14 protein-coding genes and 3 tRNA genes are annotated in these 16,023 nt (G+C 43.0%); 6 read left to right on the top strand and 11 right to left on the bottom strand.

Annotation, left to right across the window (positions count from 1 at the left end):
• Positions 1-11 precede the first annotated feature (11 nt).
• Positions 12-269 (bottom strand): hypothetical protein, encoded by a 258-nt coding sequence (locus FG11_RS12330; protein WP_025223477.1) that lies wholly within the window; start codon positions 267-269, stop codon positions 12-14.
• 1,061 nt (positions 270-1,330) lie between these two features.
• On the opposite strand from FG11_RS12330, the gene FG11_RS12315 reads away from it, so the two are divergent.
• The 4 genes from FG11_RS12315 (at position 1,331) to FG11_RS12300 (ending at position 4,375) form a co-directional block, all read left to right on the top strand.
• A protein-coding gene (locus FG11_RS12315; protein WP_088177900.1) for an IS3 family transposase occupies positions 1,331-2,424 on the top strand; the annotation gives its coding sequence in 2 pieces (ribosomal slippage) (positions 1,331-1,592 and positions 1,592-2,424; 1,095 coding nt in all).
• 76 nt (positions 2,425-2,500) lie between these two features.
• Entirely contained in the window at positions 2,501-3,139 is a 639-nt protein-coding gene (locus FG11_RS12310) for a replication initiation factor domain-containing protein (protein WP_081978216.1), read from the top strand.
• A complete protein-coding gene (locus FG11_RS12305; protein WP_047535391.1) occupies positions 3,129-3,362 on the top strand; it encodes a DUF4224 domain-containing protein in 234 nt (77 codons plus the stop codon). The genes FG11_RS12310 and FG11_RS12305 overlap by 11 nt, the downstream gene beginning before the upstream one ends.
• A gap of 11 nt (positions 3,363-3,373) precedes the next feature.
• Positions 3,374-4,375, top strand: a complete 1,002-nt coding sequence (locus FG11_RS12300; RefSeq protein WP_047535390.1) for a tyrosine-type recombinase/integrase — start codon at positions 3,374-3,376, stop codon at positions 4,373-4,375.
• A gap of 15 nt (positions 4,376-4,390) precedes the next feature.
• On the opposite strand, the gene FG11_RS12295 is transcribed toward FG11_RS12300, so the two are convergent.
• From FG11_RS12295 to FG11_RS12280, 4 genes are all read right to left on the bottom strand, one after another.
• Complete coding sequence (locus tag FG11_RS12295) at positions 4,391-5,473, bottom strand: hypothetical protein (RefSeq protein ID WP_047535387.1); 1,083 nt, start codon at positions 5,471-5,473, stop codon at positions 4,391-4,393.
• A 143-nt stretch (positions 5,474-5,616) separates the two neighbouring features.
• Positions 5,617-5,692: transfer RNA gene (locus FG11_RS12290), tRNA-His, on the bottom strand.
• A 14-nt stretch (positions 5,693-5,706) separates the two neighbouring features.
• Positions 5,707-5,783: transfer RNA gene (locus FG11_RS12285), tRNA-Arg, on the bottom strand.
• A 42-nt stretch (positions 5,784-5,825) separates the two neighbouring features.
• Positions 5,826-5,902: transfer RNA gene (locus FG11_RS12280), tRNA-Pro, on the bottom strand.
• 92 nt (positions 5,903-5,994) lie between these two features.
• Between FG11_RS12280 and folD the strand changes: the two genes are divergently transcribed.
• Both folD and dksA read left to right on the top strand, forming a co-directional pair.
• On the top strand, positions 5,995-6,870 hold the full coding sequence (gene folD, locus FG11_RS12275) for a bifunctional methylenetetrahydrofolate dehydrogenase/methenyltetrahydrofolate cyclohydrolase FolD (protein WP_020183410.1): 876 nt from the start codon (positions 5,995-5,997) through the stop codon (positions 6,868-6,870).
• A 145-nt stretch (positions 6,871-7,015) separates the two neighbouring features.
• Positions 7,016-7,438, top strand: coding sequence for an RNA polymerase-binding protein DksA (dksA, locus tag FG11_RS12270; RefSeq protein ID WP_020183409.1), 423 nt, complete (start codon positions 7,016-7,018; stop codon positions 7,436-7,438).
• A 239-nt stretch (positions 7,439-7,677) separates the two neighbouring features.
• Here the strand turns inward: dksA and pnp are convergent, their stop codons facing one another.
• The 6 genes from pnp to nusA form a co-directional block, all read right to left on the bottom strand.
• On the bottom strand, positions 7,678-9,798 hold the full coding sequence (gene pnp, locus FG11_RS12265) for a polyribonucleotide nucleotidyltransferase (protein ID WP_020183408.1): 2,121 nt from the start codon (positions 9,796-9,798) through the stop codon (positions 7,678-7,680).
• 220 nt (positions 9,799-10,018) lie between these two features.
• Positions 10,019-10,288 carry a 30S ribosomal protein S15 gene (gene rpsO / locus FG11_RS12260; protein WP_020183407.1) on the bottom strand — a complete coding sequence of 90 codons (270 nt, stop codon included), beginning with the start codon at positions 10,286-10,288 and terminating at the stop codon, positions 10,019-10,021.
• A gap of 149 nt (positions 10,289-10,437) precedes the next feature.
• Complete coding sequence (truB, locus tag FG11_RS12255; protein WP_047535385.1) at positions 10,438-11,394, bottom strand: tRNA pseudouridine(55) synthase TruB; 957 nt, start codon at positions 11,392-11,394, stop codon at positions 10,438-10,440.
• Positions 11,395-11,397: 3 nt separating this feature from the next.
• On the bottom strand, positions 11,398-11,757 hold the full coding sequence (gene rbfA / locus FG11_RS12250) for a 30S ribosome-binding factor RbfA (protein ID WP_020183405.1): 360 nt from the start codon (positions 11,755-11,757) through the stop codon (positions 11,398-11,400).
• 14 nt (positions 11,758-11,771) lie between these two features.
• Positions 11,772-14,441, bottom strand: coding sequence for a translation initiation factor IF-2 (infB, locus tag FG11_RS12245; protein WP_047535382.1), 2,670 nt, complete (start codon positions 14,439-14,441; stop codon positions 11,772-11,774).
• An 83-nt stretch (positions 14,442-14,524) separates the two neighbouring features.
• Complete coding sequence (nusA, locus tag FG11_RS12240) at positions 14,525-15,991, bottom strand: transcription termination factor NusA (protein WP_020183403.1); 1,467 nt, start codon at positions 15,989-15,991, stop codon at positions 14,525-14,527.
• Positions 15,992-16,023: the final 32 nt, after the last annotated feature.

Genomic DNA, 16,023 nt, shown 5'->3' with positions numbered 1-16,023 from the left:
ATACAGATGCTTTATTTACCCACATTGCCATCATAACTATCTAATGTTTCATGCACGTTTGCTGCCGTAGCAGCTGCAGTCGAGTTTGTAATTGCTTGTGCTTGTGCTGTGTTTGCATTACCTGCAATTTCTTGCGCAATCGATGCAGTTTGATTACGGATTGTTTGACCAAAAAATTGATACGTTGCAATTGCCGCAATAGCTACCAATGCAACAATCACAATATACTCAGTCATGCCTTGACCACGCTGATGACGTGTTATCTTCATACAAAACTCCTCTTTTATTAATTAATTGATTTTTTTGCAACTTTTGGATGAGGCTTTCCTCAACAGCAAGCCGCACATTCACCATGTAGCTGATGCTTTAACACTCCCTACATAAGCGCCTTGTGTGATTGCTGGCGATGGCCCGCCTTATACACATGTATAATATACACCATAATTATACATGTGTATAATTATTATTGATTTTTTACTTTGTTAAACTTGATATATTTACCGCGCAAGAGGCCATAAGTTGTATTTACTTAATGTGTATACCAATCACTCTTCAAGCTTCATCACAAATACATAGGCACTTGTTAACGTAACTCTAAAAGCAAACGCGAAAAAGTCTAGTGATAGCACCGCTCTGTAAGGAAACTTCTTGCAGATACTTCTATAGCAACTTTGTTTAAAGCAACAACGGGCAGGAGGAGTCAACTAGCGAGGAACAAGTTAACTTATACATTTCAAGCCTACTTAAATCTTATATATAAGATTTAAGTAATGCTGATTACCTTAATGTTCATAAGTTGGGATGCTTACGAGACGTTGCCAAGCCTCATTCGAAAGATGAAGGGCGAGCATACAAAACTGGCGCAAGTGTTGCGTCAAATGGAGTTTAATAGGGAAATAAATGGGGTGGCTGATGGGGCTCGAACCCACGACAACTGGAATCACAACCCTGTATACAATCCCCTGTAACATAATGTCATGATTGCTAAATTTAACTCACATTTGTCTAATAACTAATATAAGGCATACTAGCCATAATACTGTTTTATATCTGACCGCATTTGTTATTATTAGACAATTCTTAATAACCACTATGGATGCTCGTTAATAACGACTTCTAAAACTATAACAATGAAAATTCCCAACGGCAGTACTAAATACTTGTCTAAATTCTGCAAATGGGCTTATAAAAAATATAATGATTCATTTTTCACTAGGTTTTTTATTAGGCTAATAGTTGCAATCCCGCCTTTATTGGTTACTACGTGACCTGCTCCCCGCTTGCCATACCAATCTAAATTGAAATAAAGTCCACTTTCAGGAGTGGCGTAATGAAGAAGAGCAGATATAAAGAAGAACAAATCATTGGTTTTTTGAAGGAAGCAGAAGCAGGATTTCCAATTGCCGACTTATGTCGGCGAGAAGGCATCAGTGTTGGTACTTTTTATAGTTGGCGCGCCAAATTTGGTGGTATGGACAGCACCGAAGCACAACGTCTTCGTGCATTAGAACGCGAGAACGCGGATCTTAAGAAACTGCTGGCAGAAGCGCATTTGGATATCTCCGCACTTAAAGTGGCTTTTGGGGTAAAGCGCTAACCCCACAAGCAAAACGAGTAGGCATACAACGTATCCTTGATGCTGGCATGTTGTCAGAGCGTAGAGCTTGTAGCTTGGTGGGGTTATCTAGATCATCATGGCGCAACCCGCCGCAGGATGAAGAAGCAACAGTATTACTTCGGCAGCGTATTAAGCAACTCGCTCATGAACGTAAGCGATTTGGCTATCGACGTATCCACGATATGCTCAAGTTTGAAGGATACGCGGTGAATCACAAACGCGTTTATCGTCTTTACACTGAGCAAAAGCTCACGGTAAAGCGACGTAAGAAAGCCAAGCGACCCATCACAGAACGTGCAGAGTTGCTAATACCTGATGAGCCTAATCAAGTGTGGAGTATCGACTTTGTGATGGACAGCTTAGCTAATGGACGCAAGCTCAAGTGTTTAACAATCGCAGATGACAAGACCCATGAATGTATCGATATTGCAGTGGATCATGGCATCAGTGGTTTGTATGTCACCAGAGTCTTAGAGCAAGCGGCAATATTTAGAGGCTTTCCACAGGCGATTAGAACCGACGGTGGTCCCGAGTTTACCAGTCGTGTATTTATGGGCTGGATGCACACCAACGGTATAGAGCATTTACTGATTCAACCTGGTAAGCCAACCCAGAATGCGTATATTGAGTCATTCAATGGTAAATTTAGAGATGAATGCTTAAATGAACAATGGTTTGAAACATTGGCGCAAGCTAGGAAGGTAATATCAGCCTGGCGCAGAGATTATAACGAAGTAAGACCGCATAGTAGCTGTGGGCGCATTCCACCAGCTATTTATGCACAAAAACTTAGACAAGCAACATGATTTTTAAACGGACTTTTTTTCAGAATCGGTTGGTAGTGTTACAGGGGGCAGGTCAGGTGGTACAGCATTTTTTAGCATTTCTGGAAATGGCTGCACCGCAACAAAAGATTGGAACGCGGTTTATAAACTACTCGAAGAGCTTAAAGCCAACATTACAAGGGTAGATTTGGCACATGATGATTTTCTAGGGCAATACAACATTAAAACCGCACTAGACTTTCATGCGAATGGTCAATTTAACAGTACACATGGAAGACCTCCTAAGGCAAAGCTTATAGATGACTTCAACTCTGGCGCTGGTAAAACATTTTATATCGGTAACAGAAAAAATGGGAAGCTACTGAGAGTTTATGAGAAAGGTAAGCAACTTGGCGACCCAAATAGCAATTGGACTAGATGGGAGCTTGAACTTCATAGCGCTAGCTATTACATACCGAATATCGTAATCATTTATCCTGGTCTGTATCTTGCCGGCTCATTCGCTTGCTTAAATTGGATCAATGCTGACCAACTTCATTTTGAGTCCACAAAACAAAAGCAAACTATCTCTTTCGATGTCTTAAAAAAGTCCTGCAGAAATAGTTACGGCAAATTAATCTGGACTATGAAAAATATACTGGAGTTTACTAGTGATGAAATCATCGCTGAACTCTCAAAAGAAGGCATTCCCACTCGAATGAACTTGCCAGTAGTTGGTGGTGGTGATGCTATCTAGTCAAAACAACAACCATATGTTTTTAACTCAGGATGAGCTAAAAGAGCTAACTGATAGAAAAATCCCCAATGCTCAAATTCGCTGGTTACAAAAACATGCTTATCCATTTGTAATTAGCGCGAGTGGCAAACCAAAAGTACTGCGCGAATATGTAATGCAAAAGTTACGATCACTTAGTCCTGAGTCATATTCAAACCAACCAAATTTTGATGCAATAAGATAGCGAGATTATCAATGGGAAGACGCCGCAAAGCTAATTTTAATCTACCACCAAGAATGTACTTAAAGCATGGTGCTTACTACTATGTCTCAAGGGACAACAAGTGGCTTAGATTATCTGATGATAAAGCTATCGCCTTTTCTAAGTGGGCGGAAATTGAAGGTGAAATACCAAGAGAATCAGGCTCGGAAAAACCAATTACTGGTTCAATGGCTGCCCTTATTGATAAATACATGATTGAGATTGCTCCTAAAAAAGCTAAAGCAACTTATACAGGCAATGTTATGGAAGCAAAAAACCTTAGAGAAGTTTTTGGGAAAATGCTGATTTTAGAAGTCAGACCTACCCATATTGCAAAATACCTCGATATACGTGGATTAAAAGCGCCTATAAGAGCAAACAGAGAAATATCACTACTATCCCATATGTTTAGCTATGCAATGCGCTGGGGACAAGTAGACAGAAATCCTTGCTTGGGTGTCGCAAAGCATACTGAAAAAGGTCGTGATCGTTATATCACTGATCAAGAGTTTGAAGGTGTAAAAGAAATTGCGAGTGAATTAATTGCAATTGTTATGGACTTTGCATACATAACAGCAATGAGAAAGGGAGATATTCTCAAATTAAGATTAGACCAAATTACTGATGAAGGTATATGGGTAAAGCAATCTAAAACAGGTGCTAAACAACTCTATGAATGGACTAACGGATTAACTGAGGTGATAGCAAGGGCAAAAGCTTTAAAACGACCAATACGAGGTTTATATTTATTCTGCAATAGACAAGGTCAACCATATACCGATTCAGGCTTTAAAGCTATGTGGCAGCGCATTCAAATTAAGTGGTCGAGGTCAGGTGGTCAACGTTTTACTTTTCATGACATTAGGGCAAAAGCTCTAACTGATGCAAAAAGAATGGGACTAGATGCACAATCTCTAGCTGGGCACTCTTCATTTGCAATGACAGAACATTACATAAAACAAAGAGAATACAAAGTAGTTAAAAGTCTAATTTAGAATCTATTAAGTTCTCTACCATAAATCAATCTTTTCAATCTCACATTCAGCGTTAGAAACCTCAACTTTTGTGACCTCAGATAATGAGCTGAAAGAAAAATTAAAGCTAGCTGACTCACTTTTACTATCATTTGCGTATATATCAAAAGATTCTGTTTCACTTTGTTCATCTGATCTTTTGCCATAGCTACTTTTGTAACTTATTTCAACATTACACTCAACATCAACATCAAGGTATGCTCCACCGCTATAATTTGTAGTTACTTGATAGTCAAGCGAAACATCACATCCTTTGTAAGCAGTTCGGTCAAAGTTTTTGTAGCAATCGATACCACTGTTATTTACTCTCACACATACGTCTGCATTTGTTTTATATTCTTTTTTGCAATTCCCATCGGTCAACACTTTGTTCTTATTATCTGCAATCTTTTTCAAAATCATTAATTCAATTTCTTTTTGCTTCTGAATTTCTTGATCGCTCATAGGTAAGCATTCGTTTTTATTCTTCTTGAACCCGTTATTGCATTGCCAATCATTTCCATAAACAGATAATTTAGCATTCTCAGGTACATCAATTTTTAAACACTGTTGATTTACTTTTTTGTAGCCACTGTTACATTCCCAATCACTGCCGTAAAAATTGAGCTTTGCATTGTTCGGGATAATAATCTGCTCGCATTTAACCCCAACTTTTTTGTATCCTGTATTACACTCCCAATCATTACCATAAAAGTTTAACTTTGCATTTTCAGGCACTTCAACCTTTAAGCAATTTTGGCCTGCTTTTCTATAACCATTGTTACACTCCCAGTCATTACCGTAATAATTCAGTTTTGCATTTTCAGGTATTTGAACTTTGTCACATCTGTCTCGAATCTTTCTAAAACCTGAAACGCACTCCCAATCATTGCCGTAATAATTTAATTTTGCGTTATCTGGAATATTAACTTTGTTACATTGGTTACCTATTCTTTTGTAACCACTTATACATGTCCAGCCTGAGCCGAAATTATTTTTTATAGCGTTCTCAGGCAGTTCATCTGCATAAAGAAAAGATGAAAAAAACAAAATAAAAATTGAGAAAATATTTTTTAACATTTTTTGCAATTTAAAGTTAAATAACGTTCAGTTTACTTTAAAAACTGTGAAATATTATTTCAGTGAGATTAAATAGAATATTAGACAATCGTCTAATATTGAGAACTTTACTAAGATAAGGATTTTGTAAGTATTTGAATTTATGGGGTGGCTGATGGGGCTCGAACCCACGACAACTGGAATCACAATCCAGGGCTCTACCAGCTGAGCTACAGCCACCATTGAGCACAAATTGGCCTGCCCGACAGGAATCGAACCTGTAACCCCCAGCTTAGAAGGCTGGTGCTCTATCCGGTTGAGCTACGGGCAGATTTAGTTACATGTTGACACTAACGGGTAAACCAAAGATATTTGGTCGGCGTGGAGAGATTCGAACTCCCGACATCCTGCTCCCAAAGCAGGCGCGCTACCAGACTACGCTACACGCCGAAGAGGCAGAAATATAGCGCAATACTGCCTGTCGGTCAATTCTAATATGTTAAAATTGCGTTTTATTTTTAATAATTATTCAAAAAATAAGCATGACAGCGCAGATTATTAACGGCAAGGCAATTGCCGAAGCATTACTCGACAACCTCAAAATCAGAGTGCAGCAACGCATAGATGCCGGTAAGCGCGCACCATGCCTAGCAGTGATTCTGGTCGGCGGAGACCCCGCATCCGCCATTTACGTGCGTAATAAGCGCCTTGCTTGCGAAAAGGTGGGCATACAATCAATTGCCCATCAGCTACCTAGCACCACTAGTCAAGCCGAGCTTTTGGCACTGGTGGATGCTCTTAACACTGACCCTAATGTAGATGGCATTTTGGTGCAATCGCCTTTGCCAGAGCATATTAATGAAGATTTATTGATTGAGCGCATCAGCACATTTAAAGATGTGGATGGCTTCCACCCTTACAACATTGGTCGCTTGGCCGTGCGCCAGCCTACGTTACGCTCATGCACGCCGTTTGGCGTGATTAAAATGCTGCAAGCAAGCAATATTGAGCTGATGGGATTAGACGCTGTGATTGTGGGTGTATCCAATCACGTTGGCCGCCCAATGGCATTAGAGCTACTCCTTGCAGGCTGCACCATCACCAGTTGTCATCGCCATACTAAAGACCTTGCCAAGCACGTGATGCAAGCAGATATTGTGGTTGCTGCCGCGGGTAAAGCGGGCTTAATTCAAGGGGACTGGATTAAGCCGGGAGCGATTGTGATTGATATTGGCATTAACCGGCTTGCGGATGGCACGATTTGTGGTGATGTGGACTTTAATGCCGCCAAAACACGTGCCGGCTATATTACGCCGGTACCAGGCGGTGTGGGCCCAATGACGGTTGCAACCCTGATGGAAAACACGCTGTTAGGATTAGAATTACGAGAGCAAAGCGAGCAGGATATTCGCGCGTAAATGACCATGCAAATGATTTTTGCATATATGTGTCATTCGGTGTAAACTCGCGCGATTAAATTTTTTGTTTTTGTTATAGATTTGGTTGGCAATTCTCTTTTCTTATTAACTGTGATTTAACGACAATATAGTCGCTGGAAACAACATGGCAGAAACACTCAACAAAACCTTTACCCCTTATCAAGTAGCTCCTGGTGAGGAGTACATGAACAAAAAGCAACAAGATCACTTCCGTAAAATCTTAAACGGTTGGAAATCTGAACTCAGCCATGATATCGACAAAACTGTGCATACGATGCAAGATGAAGTCACCATGTTTGCAGATCCGAATGATCGCGCAAGCCAAGAATCGGACATGGCATTAGAGTTACGTAACCGTGATCGTGAGCGCAAACTAATCAAAAAAATTGATGAGACCCTGCGCAATATTGATGCGGATGAATATGGTTACTGCGAAGGTTGCGGCGTAGAAATTGGCTTAAAACGCTTAGAAGCACGTCCAACTGCAACATTGTGCATTGATTGCAAAACCCTAGACGAAATGCGTGAAAAGCAAGTAGCCAAGTAATTGGCAACTTGCTTTCAGTGAAGACCAACATGCGCAGCATGTTATGTTGTAGCTAAAAATAACCTAAGCAAATCGCTACTTTTTTTGGCAAAGACTAAGCTTCAGGTTATGTTGGCACTAAAAGCACACTATTTACAACTTGCTGTCTACAAGGACCAACTCGTGTAACGATATAAGTCAGAAGTAAAAGTAACTCCCAATAAAAAAGCCCGCTTGCGCGGGCTTTTTTATATTCAAGATTACTCTTGAGCAGGTGCTTCTTCTTTTGCTGGCGCATCGATCAAGGCTTTCATGCTTAAACGCACTTTACCTTTGTCATCGATTTCCACCACTTTCACTTTAACGACATCGCCCTCTTTCACAAAATCACCTACCGCTTTTACACGTTCATGCGCGATTTGTGAAATATGCACCAAGCCATCTTTACCTGGCAATAGTGACACCACTGCACCAAAATCTAAGATTTTGACCACAGGGCCTTCGTAGATTTGACCTACTTCTACCTCGGCAGTGATTTGTGCAATACGGCGTTGCGCTTCTTCGCCTTGCTCAGCACTTGTACAAGCAATCTTGATTGTGCCATCTTCTTCAATATCAATGCTGGTGCCGGTTTCTTTAGTCAGCGCTTGAATGACTGAACCGCCTTTACCAATCACGTCACGGATTTTGTCCGGATTGATCTTCATGGTAATAATACGTGGCGCAAATGCAGACATCTCAGTGTTTGCACCAGACACAGCTTGCTTCATTAAACCGAGAATATGCGCACGACCTTCTTTCGCTTGCGCTAAAGCCACTTGCATAATTTGTGCAGTAATGCCGGTGATTTTGATGTCCATTTGCAATGCCGTGACACCATTTTCGGTACCCGCCACTTTAAAGTCCATATCGCCTAAGTGATCTTCATCACCCAAAATATCAGTCAACACAGCAACGCGATTGCCTTCTTTAATTAAGCCCATCGCAATACCTGCCACGTGCGCTTTCATCGGCACACCAGCGTCCATTAATGCCAAACAGCCGCCACATACTGACGCCATAGAGCTAGAACCGTTAGATTCTGTAATCTCAGACACCACACGCATGGTGTAATCAAAATCTTCTTTGGCTGGCAACGCAGCAATCAATGCACGTTTAGCTAAGCGGCCATGGCCGATTTCACGACGTTTTGGTGTACCAACGCGACCTGTCTCACCAGTAGCGTACGGAGGCATGTTGTAGTGCAACATAAAGCGGTCTGTGTACTCGCCTTGCAACGCGTCAATCACTTGCTCGTCGCGGCCTGTACCCAATGTCGCCACCACCAATGCTTGTGTTTCACCACGGGTAAACAATGCTGAACCGTGTGTACGTGGCAATACGCCAGTACGAATACTGATTGGACGCACAGTACGTGTATCACGACCATCAATACGTGGCTCGCCATTTAAAATTTGGCTACGTACTGTTTTGGCTTCTAGATTAAAGAACTCGCCTTTAATTTTATTGGCTTCAGTCGTCGATGTATTTTCAGTAATTAACTCAGCCATTACACGGTTTTTAATTTCGTCTAATTTAGCAGAGCGCTCACCTTTTGCTTTGATTTGGAACGCAGCGTTCACATCAGCAGCAGCCAATTGTGCAACTTTTTCAATCAAGGCAGTATCTGGCTCTGGTGCAACCCAGTCCCAAGCATCTTTACCCGCTTCTGCAGTCAGCTCGTTAATCACTTTGATTACAGCTTGCATTTGCTCGTGACCATAGACCACTGCACCCAACATCACTTCTTCTGATAACTCTTGCGCTTCAGATTCCACCATCATCACAGCCGTTTCAGTTGCAGCGACCACTAAATCTAATTTAGTTTCTTTCAACTGCGCAGCGGTTGGGTTAAGCACATAGGCATCATTAATATAACCAACGCGTGCAGCACCTAAAGGACCAAAGAATGGAATGCCAGAAATAGACATGGCAGCTGAGGCACCGATAATGGCTGGAATATCTGCATCAATTTCTGGGTCAGATGACAACACAGTTGCCACGACTTGCACTTCGTTATAGAACGCTTCTGGAAACAACGGACGCAATGGACGATCGATTAAACGGCTCGTCAGTGTTTCTTTTTCTGAAGGACGGCCTTCACGTTTGAAAAAGCCACCTGGGATTTTGCCTGCGGCATAGGTTTTTTCCATGTAATCTACAGTCAATGGGAAAAAATCTTGACCTTCTTTTACTTCACGCTTACTTGTTACTGCTACCAATACTACGGTATCACCATAGCTCACCAACACAGCCGCATCGGCTTGACGTGAGATTTCACCTGTTTCAAGGGTGAGCGTATGCGCACCGTATTGAATACTTTTTTTCACAATATTAAACATTATTTTTCCTTTTCATCTCAATAACTTACTATTCACTACCCAATAGCAAGCACTACTTTTTATTACGTTTTATGTTATTACTCTTTGTGATATTTTTACCCATGGCATACACGATAGGAACGTTTGCCATAAAAAAAGCCGATGCATATCACAATGCAATCGGCTTTTATCAATTATAAAAGTGAACCAAAATTTAAAATAATAGGCACTTCTATAACAATTACTTACGGAGGCTTAAGCGCTCAATCAATGTTTGATAGCGGCTTACATCTCTGCTTTTTAAGTAGTCTAACAGGCGACGACGTTGGCTTACCAATGCCAACAAACCACGACGTGAGTGATTGTCTTTTTTGTTAGATTTAAAATGTTCTGTTAAATATGTAATGCGGCTTGTTAGCAAAGCCACTTGTACTTCTGGGCTTGCTGTATCGTTTGGTGCGCGTTGATATTCTTTAACGATTTTTGCTGTATCTTGTGCTGTAATTGCCATCTTTTTTCCTTTAGTTAGCGTCAATGCAGAAGCAGGTTTTTTCAATCATCGCCCCGCGAAAGCATTCATTTACGATGAACCGCGCATTTTATATGTATTTGCCTAGCTTCACAAGCAATTATTGAATTAAATGTCTGTTTTTATTGGTGTTATTGACTAGAAAGCACCTGCTTGGTTTGTAACAGCCGCTTGGGCGCAATCTTGCCGTCACTCTGCAAAAAACCCAAACCCAAAAAATGATGTTGCGCATCATACAAACGTAAATCACCATCTGGAATTTTGCCAGATTGCCAAATCGGTTGACCTTGCAATAGGTAGTATGCAGCCTCTGCATTCAGCACAACTTTAGGAATGCTTTCAATGGCAGAATCCACTGGCAATAGCAGCTGATCGCGTTGCACTTGCGTCATACTTTCCAGCGTCTCTAGACTAATCGTTTGGTGGATATCATAACTTGCTGTTGCGGTGCGACGTAAGCCGATTAAATGTGCACCACAGCCCAATACGTTTCCTATATCCTCTGCCAAGGTACGAATATAAGTACCCTTGCTACAAGTAACGCTGAACTCTGCAATGCTACCGCCTTCTGTATAGCTATTTAATGTTATCTGACGAATATAGACGGTGCGCGCCGGACGTTCGATTTCAAGGCCTTCGCGCGCATAGGCATAGAGTGCTTTGCCTTCGTGCTTTAACGCGGAATACATGGGAGGCACTTGACTAACCTCGCCCTCAAACTGCTTTAATGCATTCTCTAGTTGTGCACGATTAAAGGTGACGGGCTGTGTGGATAGCACTTCGCCTTCCGCATCGCCAGTGGTCGTGGTTGCACCAAATTGCACATTTGCAACATAAGTTTTATCGGCATCTGTCAGGTATTGTGCAAACTTAGTCGCCTCACCTAAGCAAATAGGCAAAACGCCAGTTGCCAATGGGTCTAACGTGCCGGTATGCCCGGCTTTTGCTGCTTGAAACAGCCATTTCACTTTTTGTAAGGCTTGGTTGGAAGAAAAGCCGAGCGGCTTATCCAACAAGAGCACACCATCCACAAGGCGCTTGATGCGTTTGACTTGCGTTTTTTTAGGTGTAGAGGGTGATGCTTGCACGCGCTAAGAGTGGGATTTATTGTCCGAAGCAATCGCTTCATTAATGAGTTGTGCCATTTTCATGCCGTTGTCGATAGAGGCATCGTACACAAAATGTAATTGTGGCACTGTGCGCAACAGCATGCGTTTGGCTAATTGCGTACGTAGAAACCCTGCTGATTTTTCAAGGCCTTTTTGAGTACTATCACTCGCTTTGGCGGCACTGTAAAAAATCTTGGCATGCGCCATATCACCAGTGACCTCCACTTGCGTGATTGTCACCATGCCAACGCGCGGATCTTTCACTTCAAATTGAAGCAAATCGGCCAACTCGCGCTGCATTTGTTCTGCAACGCGGGTTGCTCTTGAAAATTCTTTTGCCATTGTTGATTCGTATCCTAAAGTGTACGCGCCACTTCAACGACTTCGTAAATTTCCAAGATATCGCCGACTTCAATGTCATTGAAATTTTTCAGTGATAAACCGCACTCGAAGTTATTTTTCACTTCTTTAACGTCATCTTTAAAGCGTTTGAGAGAGTCCAGTTCGCCAGTATGAATAATCACGTTATTGCGCAATACACGTACTTTAGAATTACGCTTCACCAGACCATCTTGCACATAACAGCCAGCAATAGAGCCCACTTTAGAAATACGGAATACTTCACGAATCTCTACCGTACCAATCATTTGTTCTTTTTGCTCTGGCGCCAACATACCACCTAAAGCAGCTTTCACTTCATCGACTGCTTCGTAAATAATGTTGTAATAACGTACGTCCACACCAAGATTTTCGACCAACTTACGTGCGCCAGCATCGGCACGGACGTTAAAACCAATCAATACAGCACTAGATGCAGCTGCCAAATTCACATCGGACTCGCTAATTGCACCGACGCCCGAGTGAATGATATTCACTCGCACTTCGCTTGTAGAGAGTTTTTGCAAGCTAGTAGACAAGGCCTCGAAAGAACCCTGTACATCCGATTTGATAATAATATTCAGCGTTTGCACTTCGCCTTCAGTCATTTGCTCAAACATATTTTCAAGCTTGGCCGCCTGCTGTTTGGCCAATTTCACATCGCGGAATTTACCTTGACGGAATAGCGCAATCTCGCGTGCTTTACGCTCATCGTTCAATACAATAACCTCTTCGCCGGCGCTAGGCACATCAGACAAACCCAGAATTTCGACTGGAATCGATGGGCCTGCTTCTTTAATCTCGTTACCTGTCTCGTCTAACATCGCACGTACACGGCCGTAAGAGCTACCAGCCAATAACATATCGCCGCGGCGTAAAATACCTGATTGCACCAATACGGTAGTGACAGAACCACGCCCTTTATCTAAGCGACCTTCAATCACCAAACCTTTGGCCGGTGTATTTTTGGATGCTTTTAGTTCCAACACCTCAGCCTGTAGCAACACAGCTTCTAGCAATTCATCAATACCCTTACCTGTTTTGGCAGACACTTCACGGAACATCACTTCGCCACCAAACTCTTCTGGCACAACTTCGTGATTGACCAACTCCATCTTCACGCGCTCTGGCTGTGCTTCCGGCTTATCCACCTTATTAATCGCAACCACAATCGGCACATTACCGGCTTTGGCATGGTGAATCGCTTCAATCGTTTGCGGCATCACGCCATCATCAGCAGACACCACCAAAATCACAATATCCGTGGCTTTGGCACCACGAGCACGCATTGCCGTAAAGGCTTCATGGCCTGGCGTATCCAAAAAAGTGACCATGCCACGTGGCGTTTCCACATGGTACGCGCCAATATGCTGGGTAATCCCTCCGGCCTCGCCAGAAGCGACACGGCTACGGCGAATATAATCCAGCAATGATGTTTTACCATGGTCGACGTGACCCATCACAGTGACCACTGGCGGACGCTCTTCCAATACCGCTTCAGTTGAATCATCTTCTTCTAAGAATGTTTCTGGGTCATTGGCTGCCGCTGCTTGTGCTTTGTGACCCATTTCTTCGACGACGATAATGGCCGTTTCTTGGTCCAGTACTTGGTTGATCGTGACCATCATGCCCATCTTCATAAGGGCTTTAATTACCTCAGCCGCTTTCACTGCCATTTTGTGCGCTAAATCTGCCACCGAAATGGTTTCTGGTACTAACACTTCATGGATAATAGGCTCGGTTGGTGCATTAAATGCATGCTGATCATCATCTTTGTGTGATTTATGCTTGCTCTTAGGTGTACGCCAGCCCTGATTCGCACTCACATCACCACGCGTTTTCAAGCCACGCTTCTTGCTCTCTGCATCATTCCAATCTTTGTTGTTGCCGCCCTTACCTTTTTTAGCTTCTTTTGCTTCAGGTTTAGCGCCTTCTTTTGCAACTGGTTTATGCAGCGTACCTTCGCTTAATTTGGCTGCTTTTGCTTTCGCTGCTTCAGCTTCAGCCAATCGCTTCGCCTCTTCATCGGCGCGGCGCTGGACCAACTCTTGTTTTTTACGCGTATCTTCGGCTTGCAACGCGAGTAAAGTTGCGTGACGTTTTGCCTCTTGCTCGCGGATTGCAATTTGCTCCGGAGAAAGCACTTGTTTTTTGATTGTGGTCGAAACCGGCTCTACTTTTACTGGTGCTGGCTCTACCACCACAGGCTCTACTACAGGCGCCTCTTGCACTACAGGTACAATGACCTCGGGCTCTGCAACCACTTCCACCACTGGCGTGATTTCTGCTGGCACTTCGACCACTTCAGTCTGCACCTCAGCTTCCATCGCTGGCAATTCATCCTCGTCTTCACGGCGCTCTAACACGCGTTTTTTACGCACTTCCACCTGAATGGTGCGCGCACGGCCTGAGCTATCTGTTTTTTTAATTTCTGTATTTTGTTTACGTGTAAGCGTGATTTTACTTTTTGGCGTCTGCGCAGCACCGTGTTCTTTGCGCAAATATTCCAACAATGCAGTTTTGTCCGCCTCATCCAAGCGATCTTCTACTGTTGTTTTATTCACGCCCGCACTTTTAAGCTGCTCCAATAATAGAGTCGTTGGCAGCCCTAACTCTGCGGCGAATTGTGCAACGGTTGATTGTGCCATTTACTGCTCCAGTCTCTTAACTATTCTTTTTCACTTACTATTCGATCAAATGCTTGATTGCAATGCCGATTATTTAAACCTGATTACTTAAACCAAGGCGCACGCGCTGTCATGATGAGTTCTTTTGCACGGGTTTCTTCCATACCGGTCAATTCAACCAATTCATCCACTGCGAGTTCTGCTAAGTCATCCATCGTGGCTACGCCTTTTGAGGCAAGCAAGTGCGCCGTTTTGTCGTCCATGCCTTCCATCGCCAATAAGTCTTCTGCGGCTTCTTCCACTTTTTCTTCTTTGGCAATTGCTTCTGTCAATAAGGCTGCACGTGCACGTGAACGCAATTCATTGATGGTGTCTTCATCAAACGCATCAATTTCGGCCATCTCAGCCAATGGCACATAAGCAATTTCTTCCAGCGTGCTAAAACCTTCTTGCACTAAAATGTCGGCCACCTCTTCATCTACATCCAGCTTTTCAATAAACAAGGTACTGACACTGGCGTATTCGTCTTGATTTTTCTTAGCTGCAGCTTCTTCGGTCAGAATATTCAACGTCCAGCCGGTTAATTCAGAGGCCAAGCGCACGTTTTGACCATTGCGGCCAATCGCAACTGCTAATTGCTCTTCATCCACCACCACATCCATACTGTGCACATCTTCGTCCACCACAATAGAGGACACTTCAGCTGGCGCCAAAGAGTTGATGACAAACTGTGCTGGATCCATACTCCACAGGACGATATCTACACGTTCACCCGCCAACTCAGAAGTCACCGCTTGCACACGTGATCCACGCATCCCAACACAAGTACCTACAGGGTCTAAACGTTGGTCATTGGTTTTTACTGCAATTTTTGAACGCAATCCAGGATCACGCGCGGCTGAACGAATTTCCAGCAAGCCTTCTTCAATCTCTGGCACTTCCAATTCAAATAGACGCTTTAAAAACTCAGGCGCAACGCGAGACAACACCAGTTGTGGACCACGACCACCGCGATCAACACGTGACAAATAAGCTCTCACACGATCACCCACACGTAAATTCTCTTTTGGAATCATCGACTCACGTGGCAACAAACATTCAATACGGCCTACTTCGATAATGGCATTACCTTTTTCCATACGTTTGATAACGCCAGTGACTAGATTCTCGCCACGGCCTAAGAAGTCTTGCAGAATTTGCTCACGTTCGGCTTCACGCACTTTTTGTAAAATCACTTGCTTAGCGGCTTGTGCGCCAATGCGTCCAAATGAAATCGACTCTAACGGTACCTGCACGTAATCGCCAATATTGCGATCTTTGGCGCGCTCATCTTCCTCATCAAATTGATAGGCTGAATTCTCTAATAAGTCGTACTCGACATATTGCCAACGTCTAAAGGTCTCATAATCGCCAGTTTCACGATCGATGGTCACACAAATATCCGCGTTCTCTTCGTGATTTTTTTTCGTTGCAGAGGCTAATGCGAGTTCCAAAGCAGTAAAAATCACCTCTTTACTCACATTTTTCTCGTGAGCTAAGGCGTCTACTAATAATAAAATTTCACGACTCATTGCAATCTCCAACTCAAATTATACTTAAATGC

Origin of the sequence: Methylotenera sp. N17 (genome assembly GCF_000799155.1) — a bacterium.
Lineage (GTDB): Bacteria > Pseudomonadota > Gammaproteobacteria > Burkholderiales > Methylophilaceae > Methylophilus.
Note: the sequence above shows the minus strand (reverse complement) of the source record. Positions and strands in the feature narration are given on the sequence as shown.

What these genes read in the sequence shown, in the direction of transcription:
- FG11_RS12330 (WP_025223477.1), bottom strand. Translation starts at nt 269, where the DNA reads ATGAAGATAACACGTCATCAGCGTGGTCAAGGCATGACTGAGTATATT.
- FG11_RS12305 (WP_047535391.1), top strand. Translation starts at nt 3,129, where the DNA reads ATGCTATCTAGTCAAAACAACAACCATATGTTTTTAACTCAGGATGAG.
- FG11_RS12300 (WP_047535390.1), top strand. Translation starts at nt 3,374, where the DNA reads ATGGGAAGACGCCGCAAAGCTAATTTTAATCTACCACCAAGAATGTAC.
- FG11_RS12295 (WP_047535387.1), bottom strand. Translation starts at nt 5,473, where the DNA reads ATGTTAAAAAATATTTTCTCAATTTTTATTTTGTTTTTTTCATCTTTT.
- folD (WP_020183410.1), top strand. Translation starts at nt 5,995, where the DNA reads ATGACAGCGCAGATTATTAACGGCAAGGCAATTGCCGAAGCATTACTC.
- dksA (WP_020183409.1), top strand. Translation starts at nt 7,016, where the DNA reads ATGGCAGAAACACTCAACAAAACCTTTACCCCTTATCAAGTAGCTCCT.
- pnp (WP_020183408.1), bottom strand. Translation starts at nt 9,798, where the DNA reads ATGTTTAATATTGTGAAAAAAAGTATTCAATACGGTGCGCATACGCTC.
- rpsO (WP_020183407.1), bottom strand. Translation starts at nt 10,288, where the DNA reads ATGGCAATTACAGCACAAGATACAGCAAAAATCGTTAAAGAATATCAA.
- rbfA (WP_020183405.1), bottom strand. Translation starts at nt 11,757, where the DNA reads ATGGCAAAAGAATTTTCAAGAGCAACCCGCGTTGCAGAACAAATGCAG.
- infB (WP_047535382.1), bottom strand. Translation starts at nt 14,441, where the DNA reads ATGGCACAATCAACCGTTGCACAATTCGCCGCAGAGTTAGGGCTGCCA.
- nusA (WP_020183403.1), bottom strand. Translation starts at nt 15,991, where the DNA reads ATGAGTCGTGAAATTTTATTATTAGTAGACGCCTTAGCTCACGAGAAA.